Raw genomic sequence first — 23,746 nt, 5'->3', positions numbered from 1 at the left:
CGGCGCAGTCTGCGTCGCGAGAGCCGGGGATCAGTGTGCTCGGAGGTGTGCGCGATGGTCTTCACGTTGGCCGATCTCGACAGGATCAGGGACCAGCCCGGCAAGTCGTGTCTCCTCTTCCTCACCGACCGATGTCCCGTGGGCTGCGCCCACTGCTCGGTCGACTCGCGACGCGACAGTCCCCGGATCGAGGATCGTGCGCTGTTCCGGGAGATGGTCGGGGGCGTGCTCTCGATCCCGGGTCTCGAGCTCGTCGGCATCTCCGGCGGGGAGCCCTTTATGGAGAGACAGGCTCTCTCGTATGCGGTACGTGAGTGCGCGGCGCGCGGCCTGCAGGTCGTCCTCTACACCAGTGGTGTCTGGGCGGTCGGGGGTGAGCCGGGATGGGCGTCCGAGGTCTGTGAGCTGGCGACCGCCGTGGTCCTCAGCACCGATGCCTTCCATGCGCCGGCCGTGAATGCGGCGACCCTCCGGCGCGTGGGGAGGAGGGTGATGGGTGGGGGGCGTTCATTGATCGTGCAGACCGTCGATCTCCCGGCGTCACGAGAGCCCGCCCTGCTCCTCGTCGAGCACCTGAGAAGCACCTCCGAGGCCGGGCACGTGGAGTTGAGTCTCGTGCCGCCCCTGTCGACCGGCCGGGGAAAATCCGCATTCGCAGCTCTGCCGTCCTTGCCTCGTCGCACTCTCGCGGACTGGGGTGCGTGCGGTCTGCTGGGATCGCCCGTCATCCGGCACGACGGAACGGTCATCGCGTGCTGCAACGAGGCGGTCCTGATGGGAGCCGGACCTGCCCGGCTCCGGCGGTCGTGCAGGACCGCAGCCGAGGTCGCGGCGGCCGTCGCTGCCCTGCGCGATGATCCGTTGCTGGAGTGCATCCGTACCGTCGGCATGGCAGCGACGAGCGACCTCCCGTGGGTGGACGTCCCGCCGGACCGGTCGTTCGGGTCGATCTGCGAGGCATGCTGGGAACTGAGTGCCCAGGCGGACGCAGCCGGGGCCCGAGGTCGGCGGACTCTGAAGGCCCTGGCGGCGTTCGCCGCGTCGTCCGTCGACGACCGACGTCCACGAGTGTGAGCGCGCAGTCGGGACGTCCGAGCCCCTCAGCTTGCTCGACCTGAGCAGCCCCCCACGGCTCGGGCGCTGACCCGGAGGAACCCGGAGGGGCGAGGGGACAGGGGGATGGTGTGTCACTCCGCACGGCTGTTCACCCCGTCGGCAGGAGGCTTCGACCAGTTCCCGCCCGCGCTGTCGCCGGCCACCGCCGGACGGCCGTCCCCACCGAGCTCGTCACGGAGGCCGGCGACCCAGCGGGCCGCCGTCACCACGTCGTCGACAGCAGGGGAACGGGTGCTCGGGAGCCAGGCGGTAGTCGACCGCGACGACCGCGCCGCTGCCCCGGCAGATGTGCCCGGCCGTGGTGTCGTGGGCGTCGAGGTCGCCGATCAGCCGACTGCCGCCGTGGAGGCACACGAGCGTGGTCCACAGCCGGTCGCCCTCGGGCCGGTGGACCACATCCCAGGGGGAGGACGCGGTGGAGGCCCCGGCTCCCGAGCCGACCACCGCGACGACGGAGGGGAGCGCCCCCTCGGCGGCGCCGAGCTGATGACGGCCGGCCCCACGGGCTGAGCTCACGCCGGGGACCGTTGCCCGTCGTGGGGGGAGGCGCGATGCTGCCCCATGGCGTCGAACCCCACGTACGAGCAGTCGAAGCAGGTCGCCGAGGCCAGCCGTGAGGCCGCGTGGACCAAGCCGTCGTTCGGCCGGGAGCTGTTCCTCGGGAACCTCCGCCTGGACCTGGTCCACCCGCAGCCGGAGCCCGACCCGGTCGTGGCCGGGAGGGGGGAGGTGTTCCTGGAGCGTCTCCGGGTGTTCCTCACCGAGCGCGTGGATCCGCGGCAGATCGAGCGGGACGCCCGGATCCCCGAGGACGTCGTCCGGGGGCTGAAGGACCTCGGCGCCCTCGGGATGAAGATCCCCGAGGAGTACGGGGGCCTGGGGCTGAGCCAGGTCCACTACAACCGGGCACTGGCCCTGGCCGGCACCTGGCACTCGTCGATCTCGACGCTGCTCTCGGCGCACCAGTCGATCGGCCTGCCCGAGCCGCTGCGGCTGTTCGGTTCGGAGGAGCAGAAGCGCGAGTGGCTGCCCCGGCTGGCCCGGGACCACCTCTCGGCGTTCCTGCTCACCGAGCCCGACGTCGGCTCCGACCCCGCCCGGATGAGCACCACGGCGGTCCCGACCGACGACGGCACCGGCTACCGGATCACCGGCACGAAGCTGTGGGCGACCAACGGCGTCATCGCCGACGTGGTCGTGGTCCTGGCCGTCGTCCCGGAGTCCGAGGGGCACCGGGGCGGCATCACCGCCTTCATCTGCCCCACCGACCGCCCGGGCGTCACGGTCGAGCACCGCAACGCGTTCATGGGGCTGCGGGGCATCGAGAACTCGGTGACCCGCTTCGACGACGTCCTCGTCCCCGCGGGCGACGTCGTCGGGGGCGAGGGGAAGGGGCTGCGGATCGCGCTCACCACGCTGAACACCGGCCGGCTGTCGCTGCCGGCGATCTGCGTGTCGACGGCCAAGTACGCGCTCAAGGTCGCGCGCGAGTGGTCGGCCGAGCGCCGGCAGTGGGGACGGCCGATCGGGGAGCACGACCCGGTGGCGCAGAAGATCAGCTGGCTGGCGGGCACGGCGTTCGGCCTGGAGGCGGTGCTCGAGGTGTCCAGCCGCCTGGCCGACGACAAGCGCAACGACATCCGGATCGAGGCCGCCCTCGCCAAGCTCTACGCCTCGGAGCTCGCCTGGACCGCCGCCGACGAGCTGGTGCAGGTGCGCGGCGGGCGCGGCTTCGAGACCGCCGAGTCCCTCGCCCGGCGCGGCGAGAAGCCGGTGCCGGCCGAGCAGATGCTGCGCGACATGCGCATCAACCGGATCTTCGAGGGCTCCACCGAGATCATGCACCTGTTCATCGCCCGCGAGGCCGTCGACCAGCACCTGCAGGTCGCGGGCGGCCTGCTCGGCGACTCCGGCCTGGCCGAGAAGGCGCGGGCCGCGGGGAAGGCCGGTGCCTTCTACGCCCGGTGGTTCCCGACGCTGACCACGGGCCCCGGCCGGCGTCCCGGCGCCTTCGCCGAGTTCGGCGAACTGGCCGGGCACCTGCGCTGGGCCGAGCGCTCCGCGCGCAAGCTCGCCCGCTCCACCTTCTACGCCATGGGCCGCTACCAGGGCCGCCTGGAGCGCAAGGGCCGGCTGCTCGGGCGGATCGTCGACATCGGCGCCGAGGTCTACGCCGTCGCCTGCGCCTGCGTGTACGCCGACACCCTGGGGCGCGAGCGCCCCGAGCGGCGGCAGGAGGCGGTCGAGCTGGCCGGCCTGTTCTGCGGCCAGGCCCGCCGCCGGGCCCACCGGCTGTTCCGCGAGCTGTGGGCTAACGACGACGACCGCCAGTACGCGGCCGCGCAGCGGGTGCTCGCCGGCCGCTACGCGTGGTTCGAGGAGGACGTGCTCGACCCCGCCGGCGACGGCCCGATGATGCCGGCGCACACCGCGCCGGCCGGGGCGTCGGTCCCGGTGCCGGCGACGGCCGCGCCGTAGGAGGCTGCCCGGGTGGCCGTCCACCGGGTCGAGCGCGGGAGCGGGCGGCCCGTGCTGGTGCTGCACGGCGCGGAGGTCGACCACCGCGAGACCGAGGCGTGCTTCGAGCCGCTGCTCGCCGGCGTCCCGGGCCTCCGGCGCGTCTACCCCGACCTCCCCGGCACGGGCCGGACGCCCGCTCCCGCGACCCTGCGCAGCGCCGACGACGTCCTCGGCACGCTGCTCGCCCTCGCCGACCAGGTGGCCGGCGGGGACCGGTACCTGCTCGTCGGCCACTCGGCGGGCGGCTACCTCGCCCGGGCGATGGCCGCTCGGCGCCCGGCCCAGGTCGCGGGCCTCGCGCTGGTCTGCCCGCTGCTGCCGGGCGCGCGCGACGTCCCGGAGCACCGCGTCGTCGCCGGGCCCGGCGGCATCGGCGACGACGTCTTCCGGAGCTACTTCGTGGTGCAGACCCCGGAGATGCTCGAGCGGTACGAGCGCACCGTCGCCCCCGCCGCGGCCCTGGTCGACGAGGCGGCGATGGAGCGGATCGGCGCCCGCTGGGAGCTCACCCCGGACGGTGCGCCGCCCTATCCGGGGCCGACCCTCGTCGTCGCCGGGCGGCTGGACTCCACGGTCGGGTACGCCGCCGCCGTCGACCTGCTGGACGTCCACCCGCGCGCCACGCTCGCCGTGGTCGACGACGCCGGGCACGCCCTGCCCCACGAGCGGCCGGAGGTCCTCCGCGGTCTCCTCGCCGAGTGGCTGGCGCGCACCGGGCACCGGGATCGCGGCGGGACGTGACCGCGGGAACCGGCGTACGGCCGGCGGGAGGAGCGGCCGCCCGGGCCCTGGCCCGGCTGCGGCGACGCGACCCGTCGCTGGCCGCCGTCCGGCGGGCCGGGCGGGTGACCGTCGCCTCCTGCGCCGCGTTCTACACCTGCAGGTACCTGCTCGACGCCCCCACCGCCGCCGTCTACGGGGTGTTCGCGGCGGTCGCGCTGGGCAGCCTCTCCGAGGTCACGGGACGCCCGGCGGTGCGGACCCGGGTCTACGCCGGCAGCCTCGTGGCCGGCGCCGTGCTGGTCACCCTCGGCACCCTGCTCGCGGTCACCACCTGGACGGCGGTCCTCGGCATGCTGGTCGTGGGGTTCCTCGTCGCCTTCGCCGGCGTCGGCGGGCCGCGGGTGGCCGGCGTGGTCAGCGGGCTGCAGCTGTTCTACGTGCTGCCGTGCTTCCCGCCGTACGCGCCCGGCACCCTCGGCGAGCGGCTGCTCGGGATCGCGCTGGGCATCGCGCTCCTCGCCGTCGCCGACCGGGTCCTGTGGCCGCCCCCGGCGCCGGCGGACCCCGCCGCCCGCCTGGCCGACGCCGCGGGGCGGGTGGCCGCCTACGCGCGGGTGCTCGCCCGCGGGCTGCAGGACGGCGGCGGGGCAGGGGCGTCCGCGCCGCGGGCCGCCGCGGCCGACGCCGCGGACGCCCTGCGGCTGAGCGCGCTGCCGGTCGCCGAGCGGCCGCTCGGGCCCGGTGTGCGCGACCGGTGCCTGGTGCGGGCCGCGGCGGCGCTCCGGGTGGTCGCCGGCCGGCTGGGCGCGCTCGCCGACGCGTGGCCCTCCGGCGGGCGGCAGCTGCACCCGGCGACCGCCCGCCTGGTGGCGGCCGTCGGGGACGCCGTGGCCGAGGCGGAGGTGGCCCTGCGCGGCGCCGGGCCGCCCCCGTCGCCCGGCCCGCTCGAGGCCGCGCTCGCCGACCTCCGCGCGTGGCGCGGGCAGCAGCTGCCGGCGGTCGCCGTCGACCCCCCGGCGCTGCGGGCCGGGGTGGGCGCCGTCGCCGTCGCTGAGGCCGCACGGAGCCTGGTGCTGACCGTCCGCGGTGCCGTCGGTGCCCCCGTTCCCGATCCGGCCCAGGTCCCCGCGGACCTCTGGTTCCTCACCGCCTCTCCCGGCCGGCTGGTGTGGCAGCGGCTGCGCACCCACCTGACACCGCGCTCGGTGTACCTGCAGAACGCGGTGCGGCTGGCGCTCGGCCTGGCCGCGGCGCGCACCGTCGCCGGGGTCCTCGACCTCGCGCACGGCTTCTGGGTGCTGCTGGCGACGCTGAGCCTCATGCGGACCAGCGCGGTCGCCGACCGCTCGGTGCTGGCCCGCGCCGTGGCCGGCACCGCCGTCGGCGCCGTGGTCAGCGGGGTGGCGCTGTTCCTCGTCGGCGGGGACACGGCGGTCTACGCCTGGGCGCTGCCGGTCCTGATGGGAGTGTGCCTGGCGGCGGGCCCGCTCTTCGGCGTGGCGGCGGGGCAGGCCGGGTTCACCGTCGTCGTCGCCCTGCTGTTCGCCCAGGTCGGGCCGGCGAACTGGCGCATCGCCGAGGTCCGCTTCGAGGACGTCCTCGTCGGCGGGCTGGTCGGCATCCTGATCGGCACCGCGGTGTGGCCGCGCGGGGGGCGGGGGGAGCTGGCCCGGGCCGCCGCGGAGTGCCTGCGTGCGGGCGCGGCGGAGGTCGTGGCCGTGGTCGGCCAGCTGACCGGGTCGGGGCCGGCGCCCCCGACCGCGCTCGGCCGGCTGTCCGGGCTGCTCGACCACACCTACGCGCAGTACCGGTCCGAGCCGGTCCGGCCGGCGGCCCGGGTGGACTGGCTGGCCGTGCTCGGCGTGGTGCACCGCCTCGACCACTACGCCCGGACCCTGCGGTCCCGGTACCCCGCCGCCGACGCACCGCCCTGGCCGCGGCTCACCGCGCAGGTGCGGGCCGCGGCCGCGGACGTCGCCGCCGGCTACCGGGGGGCGGCGGCCGCCCTCGTGGCCGGCCGGGTGCCCACGGCCCGTCCGGCCGTGCGGGTGGACCCGGTCGCCCGCGAGGAGCTCGCCGCGGCCCCGGACGACGCGCTGCGGATGCTCGACGCCTGGGGCTGGCTGCTGACGACGGCGGACGACCTGGCCGGTGTCGGCCGCGCCCTCGCGCCCGCCGCCCCGGCCGCGGCGGCGCAGGGTCAGCGCTCGAAGCGGTAGTGCAGGACGACCGTCCCCCGGCGGGACCAGGCCGTGCTGTGCGCCGCGAGCCGGTGGTACAGGCGCAGCAGCGGGGGGAACAGGGCGACCTCGGGCTCCCGGCTGAGCAGGATCTCCCGGACCAGGTGCAGGCGCGGATCCCAGTGTTCGAGCTCGTGCGGGTCGTCGACGCCGGGGAACCGGAGGAGCCCGGAGACCGCCCTCGTGCCGGGCACGAGCCGGGTCGCCCGAAGGGCGAAGCGGGAGTAGCTGTTGAAGGCGATCTCCCCGGAGGGGAAGTGACCGGTCAGCCGGTCGAGCAGGGCGGTCACCTCGTCCCGGTCGAGGAACCCCACCAGGCCGTCGGCGACGACCACCGCCGGCCGGCCGGCCGGGACCGCGTCCAGCCAGTGCCCGTCCCGCACGTCCGCGGCGATCGTGCGGGTCCGCGCGCGGGCGGGCACCACGGCGTCCCGGGCGGCGACGACGGCGGGCAGGTCGACGTCGAACCAGTCCACGGTGGGCGGCGGGGTGATCCGCGCCCACCGGGTGTCCAGCCCGGCGCCGAGGTCGAGCCCGACGGCGTCCGGGTGGCGGTGCACGAAGTCGAGCGCGATCTCGTCGAGGCGCTTGGCGCGCAGCGCGCAACTGGTGACCAGGTTGGCGTCGACCCGCCCCCGGGTGACATCGGGGCCGAGCTCCCGGAGGATCTCGTCGGCCAGCACGTCCCCCAGGACGGGGCGGTGCGATCGGGCGTCCACCGCCCGGGAGCGGAGTGTCACGAGGAGGCTCTGCTCCAGCGGCGTGAGGGCCGGCAGGGTGGTGACCATCGGATCGGCTCCCCGGTGTGTCGGGCACCCCCGTGGGACCAGCCAAGCCCCCCGGGGGCGCGCCGCTCCAGGGCACTTCGTCCCCCGGGGCGCCGGCCTCCCCGCCGGGTCAGGCGGCGCGGCGCAGGAGCGGTGCGGCGTCGGCGAGGACGTCCTCCAGCGACCGCGCCGGCCGCCCGGTCACCCGGTCACTCGGTCACCCGCTCGACGGTGTCGGTGACGGCGGCGAAGACGCCGGCCCGCACGCGGTCGGACGTCAGGGCGGTGAGCTCCCGCTCGAACCCCTCCGTGCCGGCGAGGGCCTCCTCGACCGGGAGGTCACGGTGGGTCACGGGGTGCCCCGCGGCGCGGGCGAGCAGCTCGGCGGTGCGCGGCAGCGAGACCGCCTCCGGGCCGGTGATCGCGTGCACCGCGCCGTCGTGCCCCGGCTCGAGCAGGGCGTGCGCGGTCACCGCGGCGACGTCGCGGGCGTCGATCCACGCGACCTCCGCGCCGGCGCCGGGGAAGGGGAGGCCGCCCCCGGCGACCGCGTCGCGGTAGGACCGCTGGGCGGTGAGGACCTGCATGAACCAGCTCGGCCGCAGCACCGTCCAGCTGTGCCCGCCGCCGCGCACCGCGCGCTCGCCGCCGGCCGCCCACCCGTCCGGGCCGACCCGGTCGGCGGCCTCTTGGACAGCAGCACGACGCGCGCGCCGGGTGGGATCGCCTCCATCAGCGCGCCCAGCAGGCCGGGGGCGTCCGCCCGGTCCGGGCGGACCACGTGGACCGCGTCAGCACCGGCGGTGGCCGCCGGCCAGCCGGCGGGGTCGTCCCACGAGAAGGCGGTCGGCCGCACGCCGTCGAGGGCGACGGTGGACGGGTCGCTGCTGCCCCCGAGGACCTCGACGCCCCGGGCGGCGAGCGGCTCCGCCAGCGGGGTCCCGGTCTTGCCGCGGACCCGGTCACCAGCACACGCGGCACGACGGCTCCTCACTGCTCGGGTGGTCCGCGCCGGGCTCCTGCCGCGTCGGGGTCCGGCGGCCGTGCAAGCACGGGAACCGGTCGTCGAGGAGGGCCGGCGGCGGGAACCCGTCCGCGACGGCGAGACCCCGGACCACCGGGACCACGGGCCTGTTCCGCTGGAGGTGCCGGTGGGAGCATCGCTGCGTGCCCTCCCGGCGCATCCGGTGCGCTGTCGCGCTCGGCGTGCTGGTCACCCTCGCCGCGTGCGGGTCGGGAGACGAGGCCGCAGCCGGCCCGTCGCCGACCGGCGCGCCGCCGAGCGTGGGCCCGGACGAGCCGTGGATCGTGTTCCAGGGCGTCGAGCTCGGCCTCACGCTGGCCCGCCCCGGTGGCTCCGGCGTGCACACCATCCTCGACGGCGAGACGCTGCACCCCGACTGGTCACCCGACGGCGCCGAGATCGCCTACGTCGACGCCGAGGACGGCCCCGGCCAGGTCTGGATGACCGACGTCGCGGGCGAGCAGCCCCGGCCGCTGCTCGAGTCCTCCCCGGCCGGCCTCGAGGACCTCCACTGGGAGAACCCGGCGTGGTCCCGCGACGGTGCGCGCATCGCCATGGTCGGCTACGACGGCGACCCGAACGAGACAGCACCCGCCCGATCCGTCCTCGCCGTCGTCGACGTCGCCACCGGCGAGCTCACCGTCGCCGGCGAACTCGCGCTCGCCGACGGCCGGCTGCACAGCTTCCCCCGCTGGTCGCCCGACGGCGACGCGCTGGTCATGAACGTCGACCACTTCACCGGCGAGGTCTACGACGGTGCCACCGTCGCGGTGAGCCGTGCCGGCGACGGCGGCTGGAGCCCGCCGGCGGACATCACCGAGGTCGGCCCGTTCGGGCGGGTCGACTGGCACCCCGACGAGGACCTCATCGTGTTCGGCGACCACGACATCGGCGGCGAGCAGAGCACCGACGAGCCGACCAACCTGTTCACCATCCGCCCGGACGGCACCGAGCGGCGCCCGGTCACGGACTTCGGTCCCGGCGAGGAGCGGGCGACCCAGCCGACCTGGACGTCCGACGGACGCATCCTGTTCACGTACGTGACCGGGGACGGCGACCTCGACCGGGCCGTCGCGCAGATCGACGCCGACGGGTCCGATCTCGAGGTCCTCGTCGAGCCGGAACTCGTCGGCCCGGGGAACCGGCCGCACCCGCGCCTCCGCCCGCTCCCGCCCGATCCGGGGTGAGCGGCGCCGTCGATCCGCCGGCCGCCCGCTACCGGGCCAGGCGCAGCGGCACCGCGACCGGGGCCGGGGCGTCGGCCGCCGCCGACCCTCCGGGCAGGAGGACCAGCGCGGGACGGGACGCGGTCGCCCGGGGTCCCCCGAGCCGGGCCCGCAGCGAGGCGTTCGGGTAGCCGGCGGGGAGCCGGTGGCACGCCTCGCGGGAGGGCAGGGACGCCGGGGGAGTGCCGGGGTCCTGTGCCAGGTGGACGTAGCGGATGCCGTCCGCGGGGTCGTAGGTCCTCACCTGCTCCCACCTCCTCCCGGATCCCGCCGGTGCGGTGGCCGTGGTGTGCGGTGGCGACACCTGCGGTGCGATCCGACAGCCACAGTGTGGTCCGGGGGTGTGACAGGAAACGGGCCTCGACGCGGTGGCTGCCCGGCCGTCAGCGCGCCAGGAAGTGCACGCCGAGCCACGCCCACGCGAGGAGCACCACCAGCCGGCCGGGGGTGGTGCGCATCGCCGCAGCGAGCGCCTGCGCCAGGGGAGCCGACCGGCCCCTCCGGCGGGCGGAGACCTCCAGGGACAGGCCGGCGGCCAGGAGCAGCAGCACCGCCGTGACCGCTCCCGCGGTGCCGGTCACGCCCGCTCCGGAGGGGCCGCGGGCCGGGTCAGCAGCCAGGCCCCGGCCGCCAGCCAGGCCAGGGTCGCCGCCGCCCGTGCGGCCGGGTGCGCGAGCAGCGGGTCGGCGAGGTCGCTCAGGGCCGGCAGGTCGCCGTCGAGGAGGGCGACCGCCTCCCACGCCAGGGCCGCGGCCAGCCAGGCGAGCCACGGCAGGGCCCGGCGGCCGGCCCGCGGGGCGGCCGCGCCGGCGTGCGCGGCCATCCCGGCCGCCGTCGCCAGCAGGCCGGTGCCGCCGACGGCCAGCAGCGCGCCGGTGGACAGCTCCCCGAAGACGGTCACGGCGGCGGTGCACCCGGCGGCGACGACCGCGGCCGCGAGCCGGCGGGTGCGGGAGGGGGATCCCACTGCTGCATGCTGGCCCATCCCGGCGCCGCGGAACGCTCAGCCGACCACCCAGGTGTCCTTGGCGCCGCCGCCCTGCGAGGCGTTGACCACCAGCTCGCCCTCGGTCAGGGACACCCGGGTGAGGCCGCCCGGGAGCACGGTCGTCCCCTCGCCGGCGCAGAAGGCGTACGGCCGGTAGTCCACGTGCCGCGGCACCAGCGCGCCGTCGACGACCGTGGGGTGGGTCGACAGCGCCACCGGCTCCTGCGCGATCCACTCCCCGGGGTCGGCCAGGACGGCGGCGCGGGCGCGCTCGAGCCGGCCGGCGTCGGCGCGCGGGCCGATGAGCACGCCCCAGCCGCCCGAGCCCGAGCGCGGCTTGAGCACCAGCTCGGGCAGCCGGTCCAGCGCCTCCCGGCACCGCGCCGGGTCGCCGAGGTCGTAGGCGGGCTGCGAGCGCAGCCGCGGCTCCTCGCCGAGGAAGAAGCGGACCAGGTCCTCGACGTAGGGGAAGGTGCGCTTGTCGTCGGCGACGCCGGTGCCGAAGGCGTTGACGACCGTCACCGTGCCGGCCCGGAGGGGGCGCAGCAGCAGATCGCCCAGCTCGTTGGGCCGGCCGTCGTCGCCGGTCAGCCGCTCCTCGCTGGTGCGCCGCCACAGCAGGTCCACCCGGCGCCCGTCCGGCAGCAGCAGGTCGTCCCCGCGGGCGGTCAGCTGCGAGGGGAGCACCACCGGCGCGCCGACCATCTCGCCGAACCGCTCGATCTCCCAGGGCACCGAGCTGCGCGGCCCGTCCCCGAGCACGGCCACCACCGGGTCCGGCAGGTCGGTGGCGGCGGCGAGCATCCGCCGCATCGCCGCGGCGGCGGCCTCCCGCACCGGCGCCGGACCCGGCTGCACGCCGAGGCGAGGGGCCACCAGGTCCCGCGCGGCCAGCGCGAAGGCCAGCAGCGACGGCGTCCGGACGTTGTCCTCCAGGACGACGAGCCGCCCGTCGGCGCCGCGGACCAGGTCGGGCCCGGCCATGCCGATCCAGCGCCGCGGCGGCGGCAGGCCCGGGGCCAGGTGGCGGTTGGTGTCGAGCACCGCGGCCGGGACGACGCCGGCGCGGACCGCCTCGCGCGGACCGTGGGCGTCGGCGACGAAGGCCTCCAGGGCGCGCAGCCGCTGGGTGACGCCCGCGGCCACCTGCTCCCACTCGGACCGCTCGAGCACCCGCGGCACGGGGTCGACGGTGAACGGGTGCGCCTCCCCGGCGGGCCCGTGCTCCATGCCGAGGTCGGTGACCGCGCGGGCCACGTCCGCGGCCAGCGCGCCGGGGCCGTACGCGCGGACGGCGGCCAGCGCCGGGGCCGCGTGCGGCCGGTCGGAGCCGTCGGGCAGCAGCGCCTCGTCCAGGCCGCCCTCCGGGCTCACGCGGCCGCCGCCGGGCGGTGCGCGGCCGCGCGCTCGGCGACCGCGAGGGCGGCGCGGGCCACCCACCGGCCCTGCTCCGGGTCGGTGACGTCGAAGCCGAAGGGCGCGTTGGCCTCCAACGCGAGCAGCCGGCCGTCCGGCTCGACGAGCACGTCCACGCCCATCAGCCCGCCGCCGAGCGCGGCGACCATCCGCTGCGCCAGCTGCGCCATCTCCGGGGGCGCCTCGTACACCCTCGGGTACACGGTCCCGTGGGTGACCAGGGCGCCCTCCTCCCGGGACTTCTCGTAGACCAGGGAGGTGGTGGTGGGCGTGGCGAAGACCCGCGCGCACGCCGGCTCGGCGATCCACTCCTGCAGCAGCGACGTGCCGCGCCGGTGCCCGCCGGCCGCCTCGTGCTCCCGCCAGCCGGCCTCGACCGCGCGGGCGGCGTCGAGGTCGCCGACCAGCTCGACGTAGCGGGCGCCGTCGCCGAGGGAGGGCTTGAGCACCATCCGCCGTTCCGGCATCGGCCACTCCCGGACCCGGGCGAGGTCCCACGCGGCCGGCTGCGGCACGCCGGCGGCCGCCCACACGGCGTGGGTCACCAGCTTGTCGGCGGAGGCGACCAGGGAGGTGACGGGGTTGAGCAGGGGCACGCCGGCCGCCTCGAGCAGCGTGGCCAGCGCGAAGGTCGGCGCGTAGGCCACGACCTCCTCGACGAGCACGTGCGCGATCGCGAGGTCGTAGCGGCCCGGCGGCGGGCCGGTGACCGGCCAGTCGTCCGGCACCCGGGCCAGCCGCTCGACCTCCGCGCCCTCCGCCTCCAGCGCCCGCACCCACGCCGCCGCGTAGCCGGCGTCCTCGTACCAGTCCTCGTCGGTGATCACCAGCAGCACCCGCACGCCGCCCTGATGCCCGCGCACCCGGCCCGTCGAACCCCACGGACCCGACGCAGCACGGACGCAACACGCGGGACACCCGCCGGGACACCGGGCGGTCCTACGGTGCCGCGCATGACGCAGGTGCTGCCGGGCCGGTCCCGGGAGGGGCGCTCGGCCGCGGCCCGCCGGCGGCGCTACACCGCCGAGCTCGTCGGGGTCCTGCCGCCGAGCGGGCCCTTCGAGGCCTGGCTCGCGGCCGGCGGCGAGCCGGCGCCGGACTTCGCCCGGCTGCCGGCGCGCACCGGCCTGTGGTCGCCGGTCGAGGGCCTCCCCGGCGGCCGCGCCGACGCCGCCGGGTGGCCGGCCCGGCGCGCGGTGCTGCGCGCCCGCTGGCGGCGGTGGCTGACCGGGGACCTGCCGCCCGCGCCCCGCCGCACGCCCGTCCGCGTCGACCGGGCGCGGACGGCGGGCGGCCTGGAGGTCCGCGAGCTCACGGTCGGCGGGGGGCCGGTCGGTGGGGGATCGGTCGGCGGGGACTGGTCGGTGCGGGCCCGGCTGCTGCTGCCCGTGCCCGCCGCCGGCGTGCGCCGCGACGTCCCGGTCTACCTCCTGCAGTCCAGCCACCTGCCGTGGGCGGAGGCGGCGCTGGACCGCGGGTGGGGCGCCTGCCTGGTCTCGGCCGCGGACGGCGACGACGACACCGAGGACGTCGAGCGGGCCTTCCCCGCGGTCGTCGCCGGCCGGCTGGCCTGGCGGGCGTGGGCGCTGTCCCGGGTCCTCGACGCGCTGCAGGACCAGCCCGGCGTCGACGCCCGCCGGGTGCTGGTCGGCGGGCACAGCCGCAACGGCAAGACCGCGCTGCTGGCCGCCGCGTTCGACGACCGCTTCGCCGGCGTGGTGTCCAGCTCCAGCGGCGTGCTCGGCGCCATCCCCGCCCGGCTGTGCACCGACCGGCACTTCGGCGAGGGCGTGGAGCTGCTCACCCGGCACTACCCGGGCTGGTACCACCCGCGGCTGCGCTGGTTCGCCGGGCGGGAGCACCGCCTGCCCACCGACGCCCACGAGCTGCTCGCGCTGGCCGCGCCCCGGCCGGTGCTGGTGTCGGTCGCGGTCGAGGACCCGGTCGAGCGCGTCCCGGCCGCCCGCGCCGCGGTGGACGCCGCGCGGGAGGCCTGGGCGCTGCTCGGCCGGCCCGACGCCCTCGAGCTGGCGCTGCGCCCGGGCGGCCACCGGGCCGACGGGGCCGCGGTCGCCGCGCAGCTGGACTGGGCGCAGTCGGTGCTCGGCGGCCCGCCCCGCCGTCCCGGGCCCGTCCCGCCGGCGCCGGCGCCGGTCCCGTGGCCGGCCGACCGGGTGCGCCCGGGCCCGCGCCCGGTCCGCGGCGCGGAGCTGCGGGCCGCCGTCCGCGCCGCCCTGGGGTCCGCCGAGGCGACCGCCGGTGGCACACCGGCCCCGGGGGAGGGGGACCTGCGGACCCCGGACGGCGTCGCGGTCACCCTGCTGCGCCCGCCGGGCGGGGGGAGGAGCCGCGGGCTGGTGCTCTGGCTCGGCCCGCCGTGCGCGGCGACCGGGTGGCGGGCCGGGTACGAGCAGGCCGAGCCGCTGCCGGCGCTGCTGGCCGCGGCCGGGTGGGCCGTCGCCTGCCACGACCCGGTGGGCAGCGGCTCGCGGCACGGCGAGCGCCCCGGGCCGGGCTCCTCCCCGCTGGGCCGGATGACCGCCGACGCCGCCGCCGTGGCCGCCGTCGCGGCCGCGGCCACCGGGCACGACCGGGCGTGGGTCGCCGCCTACGGCACCGGCGCGCTGGTGGCGCTGCACCTGTCCGCCCTGGCGGACGTGCCGCCGGCGGGGACGGTGCTGGCCGCCCCGAGCTGCGGCGAGCCGCTGCTGCGCGCCCGTCCCGGGTACACGCTCGCCGACCTGCTCGCGACGACGGCGGACCGGCCCGCGGTCGTGCTGGACCCGGCCTGGGACCCCGAGGCGCCGGCCGGCGCGGTGGCCGCCGCCTGCCGGGTCGCCGGAGTGCCGCGGGTGCCGCTGGCCGACTGGCACCGGCTGTCGGCCGCCACCCGGACGGCGATGGTCGACTGGCTGGACCGGCACGGTCCCCGGCAGGCTCCGTGAGCACGGCCCGCTGACCCGCCGAGGAGGTCCCCCGTGATCGACGACGTCGTCGCCCGCTGGCACCGCTACATGGAGAGCAGGGCACCGGGCGCCCTCGACGAGCTGCTCGCCGACGACGTCGTCTTCCTCTCGCCGGTGGTGTTCACGCCGCAGGAGGGGAAGGCGATCACCACGCGGTACCTGGAGGCGGCGGCCGACGCCCTCGCCGGCGAGGGACCCGACGGGGCGTTCCGCTACACGAAGCAGGTCCTCGCGGGGGACACCGCGGTGCTGGAGTTCGAGACGACCGTCGGGGGCAGGTACGTCAACGGGGTCGACATCGTGCGCTGCGACGACGCCGGGCGGATCGTCGAGTTCCGCGTGATGATCCGCCCGCTGCAGGCGATCCAGGCCGTGCACGAGCAGATGGGCCGGCGCCTGGCCGCGGGCTCGTGACGGACCGCCGCGCCGCCCGGGGACGCCCCGGCGGGCACCGGTGAGCGGGTTCGACGTCGCCCTCCCGCGGCGGGTCCTCTTCGGCCCGGGGCGCGCGGAGGAGCTCGCGGACCTGCTGCCCGCCCTCGGACGGCGGGTGCTGCTGTGCACCGGGCGGGACCCCGGACGGCACCGCTCCCTCCTGGGCGGTGTCGATCCGGTCGCCGTCGTCCCGGTCCCGCACGAGCCGACCGTCGATGCGGTGCGGGCGGCGGCCCGCGAGGCCCGGGACGCCGGTGCCGACGTGGTCGTCGCCATCGGCGGCGGCAGCGTCCTGGACACGGGCAAGGCCGTCGCCGCCCTGCTCGGCAACGGCACCGACCCGCTCGACCACCTCGAGGTCGTCGGCCGCGGGCTGCCCGTGGAGCGGCCGGCCCTGCCCTGCGTCGCCGTCCCCACGACCGCGGGCACCGGTGCGGAGGTGACCGCCAACGCGGTGCTCTCCTCACCCGAGCACGGCGTCAAGGCGAGCATCCGCGGGCCGCACCTGCTCGCGACCGTCGCACTCGTCGACCCGATGCTCACGCTCACCTGCCCGCCGGCGGTCACCGCCAGCAGTGGGCTCGACGCGCTCACCCAGTGCCTGGAGCCCTACGTCTCGCCGCAGGCCACCCCGGTGACCGACGCCGTCGCGGCTGCCGGGCTGCGGCGGGGTGCGCGGGCGCTGCGGACCGCCTACGAGGACGGCGGGGACCGGGCGGCCCGCGAGGAGATGGCGCTGTGCAGCCTGTTCGGCGGCATCGCGCTGGCCAACGCCAAGCTGGGGGCGGTGCACGGCGTCGCCGGCGTCGTCGGCGGCCTGGTCTCCGCAGCGCACGGCGCGGTGTGCGCCGCCCTGCTGGCACCGGTGGTCGAGGCGAACGTCCGGGCACTGCGGGAGCGCGGGCCGGCCTCGCCCGCGCTGGGCCGCTACGCCGAGGCCGCCCGGCTGCTGACCGGGCGGGACGACGCGACCGTCGAGGACGCGGTGGCCTGGCTGCGCGGGACGGTGGCCGCGCTCGGCGTGCCGCCCCTCGGGGCGGTCGGCCTCCGCCCGGCCGACCACGCCGAGGTCGCCGCGAAGGCCGCGCGCTCCAGCAGCATGCGCGGCAACCCGGTGGTGCTCACCGACGACGAGATCGGCACGGTGCTGCGCGCGGCGTCCTGACACCCCGCCCCGGCCCGGATCGTCCGCCGCGGACGAGGTGGCGGCGGGCCGGCCGCGCTGGGGTCGACACCGGGCCCACGACACGGGATCCGCACCGACACGGATCCGCACCCCGGAGGAGCACGGATGTCCCTCCCCAGCACAGGCGTCGGCCGGACGGGCCACGGGGCGGACCCCGCGACGGCGCGGCGCCGCGGCCCCGTCGTCCGGATCGAGCTGCCCCCGCGCCCGGCCCACCGGACCCCCGCGAGGGCCGCGGCCGACCTGGTCCCGCAGGTCCTGGCGGTGCTCGGCGACCTGCCCCGGTTCGTCGTCACCCCGCTGCTGCGCCCCTGGCACCGCAGGTGGGGGGCCACCGCGGAGGAGGTCGCCGCGCCGATGCCCGGCGACGACCTGCTGCCCCGTGCCCGGTACCGGTGCACCCGCGCCGTCACCGTCGCCGCGCCACCCGAGGCGGTGTGGCCCTGGCTGGTCCAGGTCGGCTACCGCCGCGGCGGCTGGTACGCCGACGACCTGCTCGACAACCTCGGGTGGCCGAGTGCCCGGGAGGTGCGCCCGGAGCTCCAGGACCTCCACGTCGGCCAGCACCTGGCCTGGGGGCCCCGCGCCTCGGAGCGGTCGTCGTTCCGGGTCGAGGGCTTCCAGGCCCCGGAGTGGCTGCTGTGGCGGTCGCCCAACCGGACGTGGGCGTGGCGGCTGGTCCCGCTGGCCGGCGGCCGGACCCGGCTGGTCAGCCGGATGCACGTCGTGTACGAGTGGTCGCGCCCCGGGTGGGTCCTGGGCACGGTGCTGCTGTGCGAGGTCGCCGACTACCCGATGATGCGGCGGATGCTGCTCGGGATCCGGGACCGCGCCGAGGCCGGCCGGCGGGGCGGGTCGCGCCGGCCGCCCGCGCGGGTCACCCTGGACGGGTGAAGGTCCTGGTCACCGGTGCGTCGGGGTTCGTGGGCGGCCGGCTGGCCACCGCGCTGGAGCGGGAGGGCCACGACGTCCGGGCCATGACCCGCCGGCCCGAGCGGTACGGGGGAGCCGGCAGCCCGGTCGCCGGGGACGTCGGCGACGAGACGTCGCTCGGGGCGGCGCTCGGGGGGTGCGAGGTCGCCTACTACCTCGTGCACTCCCTGGGCGACCCCGACTTCGAGCGCAAGGACGCCGACGCGGCGCGCGCGTTCGCCCGCGCCGCCGCCGCGGCCGGCGTCGGCCGCATCGTCTACCTCGGGGGTCTGGGCCGGGACGCCGACCGGCTGTCGCGGCACCTGCGCAGCCGGCGCGAGGTCGAGCGGCTGCTGGGCGGCACCGGCGTGCCCGTCACCGTGCTGCGCGCGGGCATCGTCGTCGGCCACGGCGGGGTGTCCTGGGAGATGACCCGCCAGCTCGTGGCCCACCTGCCCGCCATGGTCACCCCTCGGTGGGTCAGCACGCGGACCCAGCCGATCGCGGTCGCCGACGTCGTCCGGTACCTGGTCGGCGTCCTCGACGCACCGGAGGCGGAGGGGCGGGTGTTCGAGGTCGGGGGCCCGGAGGTGCTCACCTACCTGCAGATGCTCACCCGCGTCGCCGACGTGCAGAACCGGCACCTGTTCGTCGTCCCCGTGCCGCTGCTCAGCCCGCAGCTGTCCTCGCGCTGGCTGGCCCTCGTCACCGACGTCGACGTCGCCACCGGCCGCTCGCTCATCGACTCGATGAGCAACGAGGTGGTCGTCACCGACGACGCCATCCGCTCGGTCGTCCCCTTCGAGCCGATGGACTACGACCAGATGGTGCTCACCGCCCTGGTCGAGCGGGCGCGGGAACGCCGGCGACAGGTCGGGGAGCGGCGCGGCGGGTGGCTGAGCCGCGGAGCCCGGCGGTGACGCGCCGCCGGTCGGTCCGGGCACTGGAGGCCGGGGTACGGCGGGTGGCCGGGCCGTTGCTGCGGCAGGTGCCGCGGGACCACTGGGAGACCGATGCAGCGTTCCGGCGCCGCCGGCGGGTCACCGGCGCCGTCGCGGTGGCCGGCGCGTCGCTGCTGGGGGTGTCGCTGTCCACGCCGCCGGGCTCCCCGCGGTTCTACGGGCTGACGCTCGGGGTCGCGGGCACCTGGGTGGCCGGGGGGCTGGCGTCCGGGCCGCTGCACCTGGGCCGGATGTTCGGGCCCGGGGACCGGCTGCAGCGGCCGCTGCTCACGCCGGTCGTCTCGGGGGGCGCCGCCTTCGGTGCGTTCTACGCCGCGGCGCTGGTCGCCCGGCGGATCCCGGTGCTGGAGCGGGCGATCGGATCGGTGCTCCGCTACGCCGACCAGGGGTCGGCCCCGCTCGTGGCCGTCACCACGCTGGCCAACGGCGTGGCGGAGGAGGTCTTCTTCCGCGGCGCGCTCTACGCGGCGGCCGGCGCCGAGCGCCCGGTGCTGGTCTCGACGGCGGTCTACGGCCTGGCCACCGTCGCCACCCGCAACCCGGCGCTCGTGCTGGCCAGCCTGCCGATGGGGCTGCTGTTCGGGATCCAGCGCAGGATCACCGGGGGGATCCAGGCGCCGGTGCTCACGCACGTGGTGTGGTCCAGCCTGATGCTGCGCTGGCTCCCGCCGCTGTTCGCCGACCGCCTCGCGGTGGAGGAGCGGTCGCCGTCGGCCTGACGGCGGCGACCCGGGACGCGGGCGCACCCCGGGCGGGGGCGTTCAGGTCTTGGTCCTCCGGGGGTGCATCAGCCGCTCCATCTCCCGGGTGGCCCGCTGCTTCTCCTTGCGCTCGCTGCGCTTGGCCTTGACGGCCTTGCCCGACTTCTTCGCGGAGTGGTCGTCGTGGGGCGACTTGTCGGCCATCGCGGTGCTCCCTCGTCGACTGCGGGACGACCCTCTCTACATCCGGCCGCCCGGCCGCGCCAGGGAGTCCGGCGCGTCCGCTCGACCCGCTCACCGCCGGACCTCCGGGACGCCGCCTGCCGCGTCCTCCACGGCGCCCCGGCCGTGCTCAGCGCGGCCAGCGCACCTCGATCCGGGTGACGGTGACCTCGATCCACGGCCCGGTGGGACGCGCGGACAGCGCCTCCCGGGCCGCCTGCTCCACCACGTGGCGGGCCGCCTCGGCGGCCCGGGCGGTGACGGCCGCCGCGACCGCCCACGCCGAGGCGGTGACCAGCGACCCGGCGGTCGTGCCGCGGGACAGCGCCGGGAGCAGGGACCGCACCGCGGCCGGCAACGTGCCCCGCGGTGCACGGCGACGGGGCACCCGGCTGCCGTCCGCCCGGTAGATCTCGCTCGGCTCGATCGGCTGCTGCGCGTCCACGGCGTCCCCTCCCGTCCCCGACGCCCGATCCTCCCACCGGGTGCCGCCCGCGACGAGCGGTCCCGGGCGGGGAGCGGACGCCACGGCCACGGGACGGGGCGCTGCCCCCGTGGCGCTGTCGGCATCTCGCGGGGACGGAAGACGTCCCGATCCCCGGGACGGGTCCCTACGCTGGTGCCGTGGGCAACATCGGCAAGGAAGTCCGCCGCATCGAGGTCCTGCCCGTGCCCGAGCCGCCCCTCGAGCCGGCCTCGCCCGAGCGACCCGAGCCGCCCCGGGCTCCATCGCCCGTGAAGTAGCGGCGGTGGATCCCTACGGTGGCTTCGAGCCACGTGTGGGACAGATCAGAGCGCTGCGCACCTTCCGGATCGGTCCGGACGGTGCCCTCTACCCCCTGTTCTCCGACGAGCCCTGGCGCGACGGCGCCAACGAGGCACGCTGCCTGAGCAGGGACCGCCCGCCGCACCCCAGCCCCGCCCCGGACTGCACGTGCGGCTTCTACGCCTTCGGCGCCGAGCAGTGGGCCGGTGACCAGCCGCGCAGCCGCCACGTCCTCGCCGTGGTCGCCTGCTGGGGTCACGTCATCGCGGGCACCCGTGGTCTGCGGGCCGAGTACTGCCGGGTCGAGGCCCTGTGGCTGTCGGGCGCCGTCCCCCGGGACCTCACCGAGCGGGTCCGGTGCAAACACCCCTCCGTGGCGGTCTACGCGGACCGCTCCCGGATGGTCGCGGAGCACCCGCCCACCGACCTGGACTGCTACGAGCGGCCGGGCCGGGGGAGCGGCGGCCCGGCCGGACGCCTGTGGTGGTCGGCGGCGATCGCGGCAGCCGTGCTGGCCGTCCTCCCGGCGGACTGGCTCGGGGGTGCCTCCAGCGCCGCACTCCTGTCGGCCGTCCTGGGAGCGGCCTTCGGGATCGGTGCACTGCCCCTCGCCCGGCGCGGCGTCGACGTCGCCGTCTCCGGCCGGCGCCTGCTGTGCCTGGCGACCTCGATGTGGCTGTTCGCCTCCTTCCTGGGTCCCCTCGGCGCGGTGTTCGTGCGGCTGCCCCTGCTGCAGGCGGCGTCGATCGTCGGGCTGCAGCACGTGTGCACGCTGGTCGAGGGCCGCCGCATACCGGCGCAGATCCCCTGACCGCCCGGCGGCGGGCCGGGGCCGCGTCGTCGCGGCGCCCGTCAGGCCTGCTGGTCGGCGGGCTCGCGCGCGGCGGCAGGTGCCGGGGTCCGCGGCCGCGGCGCCGACTCGGTCGTGACCGCCCGTCCCGCCGTCCGCAGGGCCTCCTCGGCCTCGGCGACGAGGCGGGCGACCAGCTCCCGGGCCGGGACGACGTCGTGGACGAGCTGCACCGACTGGCCGGCGAACGGGAGCAGGTCGTGGCCGCCGCCGGCCCGCACGCGGGCGCGCAGCTCGTGCCCCACGCGCTCGGGGTCGACCGTCTCCGGCGCCCGCTCCAGCCGGGAGACCAGCTCGGTCCGCAGCGCCCGTGGCGCGTACGGCTGGCCGACCTGCGGGAGTGTGAACCGGGGCATCACCCGCTCGCTGTGCGGGACCTTGACCGCGTCGGTGGCGTCCGCGGCCACGATCCGGTCCTTCCACTCCTGGTCGACGCCCATCTCGGGAGTGGCGAGGAAGCGCGTGCCGAGGCTCGCGCCCTGCGCCCCGAGTGCGAGCGCGGCAGCCAGGCCCCGACCGTCGGCGATGCCGCCGGCGGCGACCACCGGCACGTCCCCGGCCAGGTCGACGACAGCCGGCACGAGGACCAGGCTGCTGACCCAGCCGGCGTTGCCCCCGGCCTCCGTGCCCTGGGCGACGAGCACGTCGGCACCGGCCTCCAGCGCGGCCTCCGCGGCCCGCACGTCGCCGATGGACTGGATCCAGCGGATCCCGGCGTCGTGCGCGCGGGCGACGAGGTCGGCGGGGACGCCCATGTGGAAGCTGATCGCCGCAGGGGCGAACTCGAGCGTGGCCGCGAAGGCCTCGGGGTCGAACGGCCGCCCGGTGTGGTTGACCGCGAACGGGCGGTCGGTGGCCTCCCGCACCTGCCGCCACTGCGCGCGCAGCTCCGAGGGCCGGCGCAGCGCCGTCCCGAGGCTGCCGAGCGCGCCGGCCCGGCAGGCCTCCACCGCCAGCGCCGTCTCGTCCCAGGGCCCGAACGGCGCGACCACCACCGGCACGGAGATCTCGAGCAGGTCGCACAACCGGGTCCGCAGCATCGCGAGCTCCAGGACGAGGGCGGGACACGGAGTGTGGCCCCCGGCGGTCGACGGGGCCAGGGTGCCGTGCGCGCCGCGGGCCGAGGTGTCCCGGGTGCCCGGCAGAGGGGAACCTTGGGCCCTGTCACGCGGCCGCCACGTCCCGACACTGGTCCCATGACCACCACGGCGGAGCCGGGGAGCGCCCGGCCCACGGCGATCCCGGTCAGCGCCACGGCCGTCGCCGGACTCCGCGCCGCGCTGCACGGCGAGGTCGTGACCGCGGCCGACGTCGGGTACGACGAGCACCGCAGACTGTGGAACGGGTCGATCGACGGACGTCCCGCCGTCATCGCCCGGTGCACGGGCGCGGACGACGTGCGGGCCGCCATCCGGTTCGCCCGCGAGCAGCAGCTGCCGATCGCCGTCCGGAGCGGGGGGCACAGCTTCCCGGGGCTGTCCACCTGCGACGGCGGCCTGGTGATCGACCTCCGGCGGATGAACGGCGTCCGGGTGGACCCGTCCTCACGGGTGGCGGCCGTGCAGGCCGGGGTGCTGCTGGGAGCGCTGGACGAGCGGACCCAGGAACACGGGCTGGTCGTGCCGGCCGGCATCGTCTCCCACACCGGCCTGGCCGGGCTGACCCTCGGGGGTGGCATCGGCTGGGTCATGCGCCGCTACGGCCTCACCGTCGACTCCCTGCTGTCGGCGGACCTGGTGACCGCCGACGGCGAGGTCGTCCGGGCCGGCGAGGACGAGAACGCGGATCTCTTCTGGGGGTTGCGTGGCGGCGGCGGCAACTTCGGGGTGGTCACGGACTTCCGCTTCCGCCTGCACCCCCTGGGGCCGCAGGTGGTGGCCGGGGCGACCTTCTGGTCCATGGACGACGCCGAGCGGGTCCTGCGCCATTACCGCGACTGGGCGGCCGAGGGTCCCGACGAGCTGATGACGATCGTCGTGCAGCGGCTCGCCCCGCCCCTGCCCGTGGTCCCGCCGGAACTGGTCGGCCGTCCGGTGGTGGCGGTCGCCGCCTGCTACGCCGGCGACGTCGACGAGGGGCAGCGGGTCCTGGCGCCGATGCGGGGCTTCGGGTCGCCGGTGCTGGACGTCGTCGCGCCCAAGCCGTTCGTGGCGCACCAGCAGATGTTCGACCCCTCGTTCCGCCACGGCTGCTGGTACTCCGTCCGCTCCTGCGACGTCGCGGCGCTGAGCGACGACGTGATCGACGTCGTCGTCGAGCACGGCCGCCGGATCACGTCCCCGCTGAGCAGCGTGGCACTGTGGCAGATGGGCGGGGCGGTCGCCCGGGTCCCGGACGAGGCCACCGCCTTCAACGGCCGGTCCGCCGGCTTCACCTTCAACATCAACGGGAACACGGCGGGTCCCGACGGGTTCGAGGAGCAACGCCAGTGGGCGCGTGACTACTGGACGGCCCTGGCCCCGTTCCACACCGGCGTCTACGTCAACTTCCTCATGGAGGAGGGGCAGGCCCGCGTGCGTCAGGCGTACGGGGAGGCCAAGCTCCGGCGACTGACCGCGCTGAAGCGGCAGTACGACCCGACGAACGTCTTCCGGCGCAACCAGAACATCGCCCCGGGATGAGGTGGCGCCCTGACCGTCGACGCCGCGGCCGACGCCCCGCCGGGACGTCGACGAGCGTGGACGGTGATCACGCGACGGCCGTCGGGGAGGCGCCTCGTATCCTCC

General features: G+C 77.3%; 24 protein-coding genes. 13 read left to right on the top strand and 11 right to left on the bottom strand.

All coding sequences use genetic code 11. The features are described from left to right. Positions 1–54: 54 nt before the first annotated feature. On the top strand, positions 55–1,074 hold the full coding sequence (locus ACI8AA_RS12540) for a radical SAM protein (RefSeq protein ID WP_457044735.1): 1,020 nt from the start codon (positions 55–57) through the stop codon (positions 1,072–1,074). Positions 1,075–1,287: 213 nt separating this feature from the next. Here ACI8AA_RS12540 and ACI8AA_RS12535 read toward each other — a convergent pair whose 3' ends face one another. Then, positions 1,288–1,632 carry an alpha/beta hydrolase fold domain-containing protein gene (locus ACI8AA_RS12535; RefSeq protein WP_457044734.1) on the bottom strand — a complete coding sequence of 115 codons (345 nt, stop codon included), beginning with the start codon at positions 1,630–1,632 and terminating at the stop codon, positions 1,288–1,290. 45 nt (positions 1,633–1,677) lie between these two features. Between ACI8AA_RS12535 and ACI8AA_RS12530 the strand changes: the two genes are divergently transcribed. Genes ACI8AA_RS12530 through ACI8AA_RS12520 form a run of 3 tightly spaced genes read left to right on the top strand, consistent with a single transcriptional unit; the run spans position 1,678 to position 6,578 of the window. Further along, positions 1,678–3,594, top strand: coding sequence for an acyl-CoA dehydrogenase family protein (locus ACI8AA_RS12530; RefSeq protein WP_457044733.1), 1,917 nt, complete (start codon positions 1,678–1,680; stop codon positions 3,592–3,594). Between the two features lie 12 nt (positions 3,595–3,606). Next, positions 3,607–4,377: an alpha/beta fold hydrolase gene (locus tag ACI8AA_RS12525; RefSeq protein WP_457044732.1), complete on the top strand. Its 771-nt coding sequence runs from the start codon at positions 3,607–3,609 to the stop codon at positions 4,375–4,377. Further along, positions 4,374–6,578 (top strand): FUSC family protein, encoded by a 2,205-nt coding sequence (locus tag ACI8AA_RS12520; protein ID WP_457044731.1) that lies wholly within the window; start codon positions 4,374–4,376, stop codon positions 6,576–6,578. Before ACI8AA_RS12525 ends, ACI8AA_RS12520 begins: the two co-directional genes overlap by 4 nt. Here ACI8AA_RS12520 and ACI8AA_RS12515 read toward each other — a convergent pair. Together ACI8AA_RS12515 and ACI8AA_RS12510 are read right to left on the bottom strand one after the other, a co-directional pair. Next, the gene (locus ACI8AA_RS12515) at positions 6,560–7,387 is read right to left on the bottom strand and encodes a class I SAM-dependent methyltransferase (protein ID WP_457044730.1); all 828 of its coding nucleotides are present in this window, start codon (positions 7,385–7,387) and stop codon (positions 6,560–6,562) included. The genes ACI8AA_RS12520 and ACI8AA_RS12515 overlap by 19 nt on opposite strands. Positions 7,388–7,575: 188 nt before the next feature. Next, positions 7,576–8,001 (bottom strand): hypothetical protein, encoded by a 426-nt coding sequence (locus ACI8AA_RS12510; RefSeq protein WP_457044729.1) that lies wholly within the window; start codon positions 7,999–8,001, stop codon positions 7,576–7,578. A gap of 532 nt (positions 8,002–8,533) precedes the next feature. Here ACI8AA_RS12510 and ACI8AA_RS12505 point away from each other — a divergent pair. Beyond that, a complete protein-coding gene (locus ACI8AA_RS12505; RefSeq protein ID WP_457044728.1) occupies positions 8,534–9,577 on the top strand; it encodes a TolB family protein in 1,044 nt (347 codons plus the stop codon). A gap of 28 nt (positions 9,578–9,605) precedes the next feature. On the opposite strand, the gene ACI8AA_RS12500 is transcribed toward ACI8AA_RS12505, so the two are convergent. The 5 genes from ACI8AA_RS12500 to ACI8AA_RS12480 all read right to left on the bottom strand — a co-directional run bounded on the left by ACI8AA_RS12500 (position 9,606) and on the right by ACI8AA_RS12480 (position 12,883). Next, positions 9,606–9,860, bottom strand: a complete 255-nt coding sequence (locus tag ACI8AA_RS12500; RefSeq protein ID WP_457044727.1) for a hypothetical protein — start codon at positions 9,858–9,860, stop codon at positions 9,606–9,608. Positions 9,861–9,999: 139 nt separating this feature from the next. Beyond that, positions 10,000–10,197, bottom strand: a complete 198-nt coding sequence (locus ACI8AA_RS12495) for a DUF6186 family protein (RefSeq protein WP_457044726.1) — start codon at positions 10,195–10,197, stop codon at positions 10,000–10,002. After that, positions 10,194–10,583 (bottom strand): hypothetical protein, encoded by a 390-nt coding sequence (locus ACI8AA_RS12490; protein WP_457044725.1) that lies wholly within the window; start codon positions 10,581–10,583, stop codon positions 10,194–10,196. The genes ACI8AA_RS12495 and ACI8AA_RS12490 overlap by 4 nt, the downstream gene beginning before the upstream one ends. Before the next feature lie 36 nt (positions 10,584–10,619). Next, complete coding sequence (locus tag ACI8AA_RS12485; RefSeq protein WP_457044724.1) at positions 10,620–11,978, bottom strand: circularly permuted type 2 ATP-grasp protein; 1,359 nt, start codon at positions 11,976–11,978, stop codon at positions 10,620–10,622. Then, positions 11,975–12,883 carry an ATP-grasp domain-containing protein gene (locus tag ACI8AA_RS12480; protein ID WP_457044723.1) on the bottom strand — a complete coding sequence of 303 codons (909 nt, stop codon included), beginning with the start codon at positions 12,881–12,883 and terminating at the stop codon, positions 11,975–11,977. The genes ACI8AA_RS12485 and ACI8AA_RS12480 overlap by 4 nt, the downstream gene beginning before the upstream one ends. Before the next feature lie 90 nt (positions 12,884–12,973). Here ACI8AA_RS12480 and ACI8AA_RS12475 point away from each other — a divergent pair, with 90 nt between their 5' ends. The 6 genes from ACI8AA_RS12475 to ACI8AA_RS12450 all read left to right on the top strand — a co-directional run bounded on the left by ACI8AA_RS12475 (position 12,974) and on the right by ACI8AA_RS12450 (position 19,200). Beyond that, entirely contained in the window at positions 12,974–14,965 is a 1,992-nt protein-coding gene (locus tag ACI8AA_RS12475; protein ID WP_457044722.1) for a glucuronyl esterase domain-containing protein, read from the top strand. Between the two features lie 33 nt (positions 14,966–14,998). Next, positions 14,999–15,400 (top strand): nuclear transport factor 2 family protein, encoded by a 402-nt coding sequence (locus tag ACI8AA_RS12470; RefSeq protein WP_457044721.1) that lies wholly within the window; start codon positions 14,999–15,001, stop codon positions 15,398–15,400. 40 nt (positions 15,401–15,440) lie between these two features. Then, complete coding sequence (locus ACI8AA_RS12465; protein ID WP_457044720.1) at positions 15,441–16,586, top strand: iron-containing alcohol dehydrogenase; 1,146 nt, start codon at positions 15,441–15,443, stop codon at positions 16,584–16,586. 126 nt (positions 16,587–16,712) lie between these two features. After that, the gene (locus ACI8AA_RS12460) at positions 16,713–17,501 is read left to right on the top strand and encodes a hypothetical protein (protein ID WP_457044719.1); all 789 of its coding nucleotides are present in this window, start codon (positions 16,713–16,715) and stop codon (positions 17,499–17,501) included. After that, on the top strand, positions 17,498–18,439 hold the full coding sequence (locus ACI8AA_RS12455; RefSeq protein ID WP_457044718.1) for an NAD(P)H-binding protein: 942 nt from the start codon (positions 17,498–17,500) through the stop codon (positions 18,437–18,439). The genes ACI8AA_RS12460 and ACI8AA_RS12455 overlap by 4 nt, the downstream gene beginning before the upstream one ends. Further along, positions 18,436–19,200 carry a CPBP family intramembrane glutamic endopeptidase gene (locus ACI8AA_RS12450; RefSeq protein ID WP_457044717.1) on the top strand — a complete coding sequence of 255 codons (765 nt, stop codon included), beginning with the start codon at positions 18,436–18,438 and terminating at the stop codon, positions 19,198–19,200. The genes ACI8AA_RS12455 and ACI8AA_RS12450 overlap by 4 nt, the downstream gene beginning before the upstream one ends. A gap of 42 nt (positions 19,201–19,242) precedes the next feature. Here the strand turns inward: ACI8AA_RS12450 and ACI8AA_RS12445 are convergent, their stop codons facing one another. Beyond that, the gene (locus ACI8AA_RS12445) at positions 19,243–19,386 is read right to left on the bottom strand and encodes a hypothetical protein (RefSeq protein ID WP_457044716.1); all 144 of its coding nucleotides are present in this window, start codon (positions 19,384–19,386) and stop codon (positions 19,243–19,245) included. A gap of 148 nt (positions 19,387–19,534) precedes the next feature. After that, complete coding sequence (locus ACI8AA_RS12440; protein WP_457044715.1) at positions 19,535–19,849, bottom strand: hypothetical protein; 315 nt, start codon at positions 19,847–19,849, stop codon at positions 19,535–19,537. A gap of 334 nt (positions 19,850–20,183) precedes the next feature. Here ACI8AA_RS12440 and ACI8AA_RS12435 point away from each other — a divergent pair, with 334 nt between their 5' ends. Next, positions 20,184–20,981: a hypothetical protein gene (locus ACI8AA_RS12435; RefSeq protein ID WP_457044714.1), complete on the top strand. Its 798-nt coding sequence runs from the start codon at positions 20,184–20,186 to the stop codon at positions 20,979–20,981. A gap of 41 nt (positions 20,982–21,022) precedes the next feature. On the opposite strand, the gene ACI8AA_RS12430 is transcribed toward ACI8AA_RS12435, so the two are convergent. Beyond that, positions 21,023–22,060, bottom strand: a complete 1,038-nt coding sequence (locus ACI8AA_RS12430) for an NAD(P)H-dependent flavin oxidoreductase (protein ID WP_457044713.1) — start codon at positions 22,058–22,060, stop codon at positions 21,023–21,025. Between the two features lie 156 nt (positions 22,061–22,216). Here ACI8AA_RS12430 and ACI8AA_RS12425 point away from each other — a divergent pair, with 156 nt between their 5' ends. Beyond that, a complete protein-coding gene (locus ACI8AA_RS12425; RefSeq protein ID WP_457044712.1) occupies positions 22,217–23,641 on the top strand; it encodes an FAD-binding oxidoreductase in 1,425 nt (474 codons plus the stop codon). Positions 23,642–23,746 lie beyond the last annotated feature (105 nt).

The organism is Geodermatophilus sp. SYSU D01180, from assembly GCF_054050415.1.
Note: the sequence above shows the minus strand (reverse complement) of the source record. Positions and strands in the feature narration are given on the sequence as shown.